The organism is Mesorhizobium sp. M4A.F.Ca.ET.090.04.2.1 (assembly GCF_003999085.1).
Classification (GTDB): domain Bacteria; phylum Pseudomonadota; class Alphaproteobacteria; order Rhizobiales; family Rhizobiaceae; genus Mesorhizobium.
The window spans coordinates 1-6,581 of record NZ_RZOT01000341.1 but is presented as its reverse complement, the minus strand read 5'-3'; the positions used below and the strand labels follow the sequence as shown (position 1 = coordinate 6,581).

Here is a 6,581-nt window from a genome sequence, read left to right as displayed (position 1 = left end):
ATGGTGCCCAGAGGCGGATTCGAAGCGAAGGAAATCTGGCTTTGTTTCCAAATAGTTGACGCCCACACAAGAGCAGGGATAGCCAACAAAAATACCAACAAAATATTTCTGTGGATTGGTTCGGTTCCCGGAAATCGCTCTATTCGCTCAATGCCATCGCATCCCAACCTTATCTCAGAAGCGGAGCGTTGAGCAAGTCGCAGGTCCGCTGCTGCCTCCAATTTCCCCGAGATCTGATCGCCCTTACCACTTGAAGATGGCGGCGAGAGCGTCTTTCGACTTGACGCTTACGTCCTTGAAAATATTGAACTTTTCGCGGCATTTGTTACACAGTCTGTTACACGGCTACAGCGTTAATTTAAGCTCTCGGCATCTGAGCTCGCGCGCCCGAGCATCGACCTAATCCGATACTGGCTCGGGGCATCGTTGCTCCCGGAGCTTCAGCGTAGTCTCGCAAAAATTCCCAAGCCGCTTCGGGGCTGACGAGTCTGCGAAGCCGACGAGCGATAGGCAATACCGAGACGCAGACATTACGTGACGGCACTTGATATTGCAGTGCAGCAAGCGTAGAGCACCGCCCGCTTATGGGAGTGTCGTCCATGGCCCTTACCAATGCTGGTAACGAGGCAGAACCTGTCGAACAATCGAGCCATTCTGAGGTCGAGCAGCACAGCACCAAGGTGCTGATGCTGGGCGCGTTGGGCGTGGTTTACGGCGATATCGGCACCAGCCCGATCTATGCATTCCGAGAGGCGTTGCACGCATCGGCCGGTGGCAACGTCGCCAACCGTGGCGACATCCTCGGCGTACTCTCGCTGATCATCTGGTCGCTGACGATCACCGTCACCATCAAATACATCATGTTCGTGCTCCGTGCCGACAATCGCGGCGAGGGCGGGGTGCTGTCGCTGATGGCGCTGGCGCGCAACAGTTTCCCGACGCGCTCGGCGGTGATCCTCGGCATCGGCATTGTCGGCGCGGCGCTTTTTTTCGGCGACGCAGTCATTACGCCGGCGATCTCGGTGCTGTCGGCGGTCGAAGGTATGAATGTCGTCACGCCGACCTTCCAGCCCTATGTGGTGCCGCTGACACTGGCCATTCTGGCGGTCGTGTTTGCGGTACAGCGGTTTGGCACCGGCGGCGTAGGATTGGTGTTCGGGCCCGTTACCGCGCTGTGGTTCCTGGCCATCGGCCTTTCCGGCCTCAACCACATCATGGACGACCCGGAAATCCTGCTGGCAATCAGCCCGCATTATATCGTGTCATTCCTGATCAACTCGCCCGAAGTCGCCTTCGTCACGGTTGGTGCGGTTTTTCTCGCCGTCACCGGCGCTGAGGCGCTCTATGCCGACCTCGGCCATTTCGGGCGCAAGCCGATCGTGCTTGCCTGGCTGGCCATCGTGTTTCCTTGCCTGTTGCTCAACTATGTCGGGCAAGGCGCCTTCGTGCTGGCGAATGGCGGTGTCGTCGGTCATCCCTTCTTCGAGATGAACGAAGGCCGGATGCTTATCCCGATGGTGGTGCTGGCGACGGCGGCGACCGTGATCGCCAGCCAGGCGGTGATCTCCGGCGCTTTCTCGCTGACCAGGCAAGCAGTGCAGCTCAACATGCTGCCGCGCCTGGAAATCCTGCATACGTCGGAAAGACAATCCGGCCAGATCTATATGCCGCGCGTCAACATGCTACTGGCGCTCGTGGTGATGCTGCTGGTGGTCGGCTTTGGCGAATCTAGCAAGCTTGCCTCGGCCTACGGCATTTCGGTGACAGGCAACATGCTGGTGACGAACATACTGCTTTATGTCGTCATGACGCGCATCTGGAAATGGCCGCTCGGCGTCGCGATAGCCTTAATGGCGGTGTTCGTCTTCATCGATACCGGCTTCTTTGCAGCCAACATCGTCAAGGTATTCGAAGGCGGCTGGGCCTCGCTTGCCATTGCCGCAGTGATCGTGATGACCATGTGGACTTGGATAAGAGGCACCAGGTATCTATTCGACAAGACGCGCAGGAACGAGATTCCGCTCGATTCCCTTGCAGGCAATCTGTTGAAGAGGAAACCGCAGCTGATGTCCGGTACGGCCGTGTTCCTGACCAGCGATCCCGCCAGCGCGCCGACCGCGTTGATGCACAGCCTGAAGCACTACAAGGTGCTGCACGAACAGAATGTCATCCTCTCGGTGGTGACGGCGCAACAACCCGTCGTGCCCGACAGTGACCGGGTCAAGATGGAAACGATCAACGAGCTGTTCATGCGGGTGACGCTGACCTTCGGCTATATGGAGCAGCCCAATATCCCGCGCGCGCTGGCGATCTGCCGCAAGCAGGGCTGGAAGTTCGACATCATGACGACCTCTTTCTTCCTGTCGCGGCGCTCGCTCAAGGCCTCGCCCAATTCCGGCATGCCGGTCTGGCAGGACAAGCTGTTCATCGGGCTGGCGCGCACGGCGGCCGACGCAACGGAATATTTCCAGATCCCGACCGGACGCGTCGTCGAGATCGGAACACAGGTGGCGATTTAGTGCATGCCGCAGTTCAGCAGCTGAGAAGCCACTTGAGCGTGTCCATAGAAAGCGCCTCACTGAATACCAAACATCCCCATCCTCTGTTTGGTACGTTTCCAACTCTTGATATCTTGGAATTGACCAAGGATCGCTGCTTGGGTTCTGTCTCGGGAGGCGCGACTTCGGTGAGCAGAACTCTAGCAGCCCTTTCCCAGACTCTCCGCATGAATCGGAGTAGCCTGCTTCCATCGGCGATTTACATGTGGCATCGCCGTTGAGCGACGGCCACCCTTCCGCCCTAATGGGAGGAACAGCTATGGTCAGTAACACCAGCTCAATGAGTGGCATTGCCTATCCCAGCGACCTGGCTTTGTTGAAGCAGGTCTTTGATCGTGTCTGCGCCGAGGCAGGTATCTCCGTTAGTAGCATGCAGGCGGAGCGCCTGAGCGTGAGCGTAATGGCACTGTTCTCGGACGGCGAGTTCGATGAGGCCGTTCTTTATGAACGCCTTAAGCTTGATGCCCGCTCCTTGCCCAGAACGGGCAGCGTATGACCTCCGATCATCAGGAAGTCCTCACGAGCCTTGTAGCTCGTTATGAAACCGTAGTGTCGATACAGGACCGGATCGTTGAGCACGACCGGCGTTTCGGGCCTAGCATCCGAATTGGATGAAGTCCTACTGGAGCGGCTGCTCGTCTCGTTACGGAAGGCCCGCGTCGCCCTGGAGCTGGGCGGTGATCAGGGTGGATTTGCGGCGATAGCGTTCCTCGACGATTTCGAACAGATGGAAGCGCTGTTGGTCGGTGAGGCTGTGAGTTCCGAAGTCATCGAGGATGAGCAGTTGCGCGCGGGTGAGTTTGTCGATGAGGCGTGGGAAGCGGCCATCGAGACGAGCGAGCGCCAAATCCTCGAACAGGCGCGGCACGCGCACATAGAGCACGGAATGATCGAGCCGTGCCGCTTGCCGTCCGAAGGCGCAGGCCAGCCACGACTTGCCGGTTCCGGTCTGGCCGGTGACGATCAGGTTCTCATGAGTTTTCAGCCATTTGCCCTGGGCGAGCGCCATGGTGCTGCGCCGGTCGAGTCCGCGCGGCGCGGCAAAGTCGATGTCCTCGATGCAGGCTTCGGGAAAGCGCAGCCTGGCTGAGGCGAGCCGGTTCCGGACGCGCTTGTCGGCCCGCATGGCGACCTCGCGGTCGAGCATCAGGCCGAGCCACTCGTCACGGCTGAGTTCGTTGGCGTTGTTGCGTTCGGCCAGTTCGCGCCAGGCGGCAGCCATGCCGGCCAGACCGAGGGCCTGCATCTGGTCGAGGGTAGGGTTCGTCAGCATTCTTTCTTTTTCCTTCACGGTAATAGGTGGAGCCGCGGATGTTGGCGTCTGGGGTGTCGGCTTTGCCGGTTCTGCGGAGCTGGCCCGGTCGAGGCCGGCTTTGAGGATGGCGGTGACGGAGGAGTAGGCGATCGCGTTGATCAGCAGCGCCCGCTCGCAGGCGGCATCGAGACGCTCCGGCCCATAGCGCGGCGCCAGCGACAGGATGCCCATGGCCGAGCGATATCCCTGTTCCGGATGCGGCCGGTCGCGCATCATGCGCTCGACCAGGATGGCGGCGTTGGGGCCGATCCTGGCCGCCCTGCTGATCAGGCTGGCCGGCGTGGTGTTGGCGTAGCGCTGGTGCGCCTTGGGCATGTGTTCGTTGACGGTGACATGGCCGGAACGCTGTGAGCGACGGACATGGCTGGCGACACGCTGGTGATCGTGGAAGATCTCGACCACTCGATGCGTGAGCCGCACCTCGACGGTGCGCCCGATCAGCCGGTGCGGCACCGAGTAAAAGGTCTTGTCGACCTCGACATGGTAGTCAGGATGGACCTTCGCCGACTTCCACTCGGCGTATTCGAACGGTGCCGCCGGCAGCGGCTTCAAGGCAGCCGCTCGATCTCCCCGAACAGTTCGCGGCGGCTTTGGCCGACATGGCGCATCGGCCGGTTGTTCAGCTCCTCGAGCAGTTCGGCGATCGCCGCGTTGAGCTCGGCGATCGAGAAGAAGGATCGGTTCCTCAGCCGCGCCAGAATCCAGCGCTCGACAATCAGCACCGCGCCTTCGACCTTGCCCTTGTCGCGCGGCTTGCGGCTGCGGGTCGGCAGGATGGTGGTGTCGTAATGCTCGGCCATCGCGGCAAAGGTCGCGTTCAGCGTCGGCTCGAACCACAGCGTCTTGACGACACCGGCCTTCAGGTTGTCGCACACGATCGCTCTGGTGACGCCGCCGAAGAAGGCGAGCGCTCGCACCTGGCCCTCGATCCAGTCCGGCAGCTTCTGGCTGGAGCTGGCAAAGGCGAAGGTCAGATTGGAGGCGCCCAGCACCGCGACAAAAATGTGCGCCGGGTAAATGATGCCGGTCGCCGGATCGATCACCGGCACCGTCTGCCCGGCATAGTCCGTCTGCATCACCGCGCCCGCCGCATGCCGGTTGCGGAATGTCGCGCTCGTCCGGCGCTCGAAAGCGGCGAAGTGCTCGCAGAACCAGGTGTAGCCGTAGCCGTCGGGGTTGGCGGCGCGATACTCCTGCCACAACAGCGTCAGCGTCACCCCCTTGCGCTTCAACTCCCTGGCGATCAGCGCAAAGTTCGGTTCGCTTAGGTCTTGCGGCGGACGACCGGCACGGCCAAACAGCAGCCGCTCAAGTGTCGCGTCGTCGTGCGATATCGCTGGCTCGCCTCGTGACCGATCGGGATAGGAGCGATGCAGTCTTTCTGGGGCGGATGAAGGAACCTTTGACACGGTTCGGAATACACCGCGTCGTGACGCAATATGCCGCCATGGCGAGAAAAACCGTGCCGACCGTGGCCACGAAGCGCGTCAGGCCGTGGCCACGAAGCGCGTCAGCCCCATACGATTCGTCACACGACAGCCGTCCACCTCCTGCGTGCCGGCGTCGATATCGACACGATCCGCGCCTGGCTCGGCCATGTGTCGTTGGACACCACGCACATCTACGCCGAGGTTGATCTGGAAATGAAGGCAAAGGCGTTGGCCAAGGTTGAAGTCAGCGGCTTGAAAGAGCCCCCACGGCAGCGATCTCTGCCGTCATTAATGGCATTCCTGAAAGCCCTGTAGCGAACTACCATCGCCGTTCTTCTTATGTGGCGGCTTGGGCCAAGGAAATCACTGACATCCTTGGCTCATCCCCCGGAGACGCAACATAAATTTGGCCGCAACATAACAGGTGAAGTGTTATGCCGAACATATTAGCCGCTTCTGCGAACTCTTTCGCAGTTTCGAGCAGCGGCTTTCGCCGATGATGCGCCAGGAGCATGCGGCCGGCGACAAGGTCTTCGTCGACTATTCCGGCAAGAAGATCCCGATTGTTGATCGCAAGACCGGTGAGATCCGCGAGGCAGAGATCTTCGTGGCAGTGCTCGGCGCATCCAGCTTCACCTTTGCGGAGGCAACTTGGACGCAAACGCTCCCGGACTGGATCGGCTCGCATGTCCGGATGTTTCGTTTCTTCGGAGGCGTTCCCCGGCTGATCGTTCCCGACAATCTGAAGTCGGGCGTCAGCAGCGCCAGCTTCTACGACCCCGAGATCAACCGCAGCTAGGGGAGGGGATTTCGTTGACCATCGGCCGGCAGAGGAGCGGGCCGAGCGTTTCGTGACATGACCGAACGGAATTTCGTCCGGCTGCGCAAAAAGGTGCCCTGTCGAGACTTACTTGTTAGCAGGGACGAACTCGTGAAGAGTTAAACGACTGATAAGGCAACATTATCATTCGTTTTATGATGCCGACAAGCACAGCGCTTTCTGCGCAAATAGATTGCTAAAAGCGCCGTCATGACTCATCGTGCTTGCGATGATTCTGCGACCCAACCCCTCTCTGTCTCGCCGTGGCGTGCTTGGCGGCGCCTCTTCGATCGCACCGATGGCAACGGTGCCGACCTGGGTTGCGCGGGGCCGCCCTCGACACCCAAACGGTTGCGGGACAAGGCATCGAGGACATTGCAGTCACGGCCGGCGCCGCCATCGGCGCGCTCGATGCGGTGGTCCGCCGGCAGGAGCGGTGGGCCGGCGGACCACCGCAT

General features: G+C 60.5%; 4 protein-coding genes and 4 pseudogenes. 6 read left to right on the top strand and 2 right to left on the bottom strand.

Annotation, left to right across the window (positions count from 1 at the left end):
- The 3 genes from EN781_RS34850 to EN781_RS22025 all read left to right on the top strand — a co-directional run.
- A partial coding sequence (locus EN781_RS34850) for a hypothetical protein (protein WP_210213488.1) occupies positions 1-192 on the top strand: 192 nt, incomplete at its 5' end.
- A gap of 407 nt (positions 193-599) precedes the next feature.
- Positions 600-2,519, top strand: coding sequence for a potassium transporter Kup (locus tag EN781_RS22030; protein ID WP_091600265.1), 1,920 nt, complete (start codon positions 600-602; stop codon positions 2,517-2,519).
- Between the two features lie 298 nt (positions 2,520-2,817).
- A complete protein-coding gene (locus tag EN781_RS22025; RefSeq protein ID WP_091600251.1) occupies positions 2,818-3,054 on the top strand; it encodes a hypothetical protein in 237 nt (78 codons plus the stop codon).
- Between the two features lie 174 nt (positions 3,055-3,228).
- Here EN781_RS22025 and EN781_RS22020 read toward each other — a convergent pair.
- Positions 3,229-3,831: pseudogene (locus EN781_RS22020) on the bottom strand (ATP-binding protein); the annotation flags it as partial.
- A 16-nt stretch (positions 3,832-3,847) separates the two neighbouring features.
- Positions 3,848-5,249, bottom strand: a pseudogene (gene istA, locus EN781_RS22015) (IS21 family transposase); the annotation flags it as partial.
- 63 nt (positions 5,250-5,312) lie between these two features.
- On the opposite strand from istA, the pseudogene EN781_RS35450 reads away from it, so the two are divergent.
- The 3 genes and pseudogenes from EN781_RS35450 to EN781_RS22005 all read left to right on the top strand — a co-directional run.
- Positions 5,313-5,450 (top strand): annotated as a pseudogene (locus EN781_RS35450) (hypothetical protein); the annotation flags it as partial.
- Between the two features lie 27 nt (positions 5,451-5,477).
- Positions 5,478-5,618, top strand: a complete 141-nt coding sequence (locus EN781_RS35445; protein WP_236473399.1) for a hypothetical protein — start codon at positions 5,478-5,480, stop codon at positions 5,616-5,618.
- Positions 5,619-5,751: 133 nt separating this feature from the next.
- Positions 5,752-6,099, top strand: a pseudogene (locus tag EN781_RS22005) (IS21 family transposase); the annotation flags it as partial.
- Between the last annotated feature and the right edge of the window lie 482 nt (positions 6,100-6,581).

Coding starts and splice junctions, on each gene's coding strand:
- EN781_RS22030 (WP_091600265.1), top strand. CDS start 600: ATGGCCCTTACCAATGCTGGTAACGAGGCAGAACCTGTCGAACAATCG.
- EN781_RS22025 (WP_091600251.1), top strand. CDS start 2,818: ATGGTCAGTAACACCAGCTCAATGAGTGGCATTGCCTATCCCAGCGAC.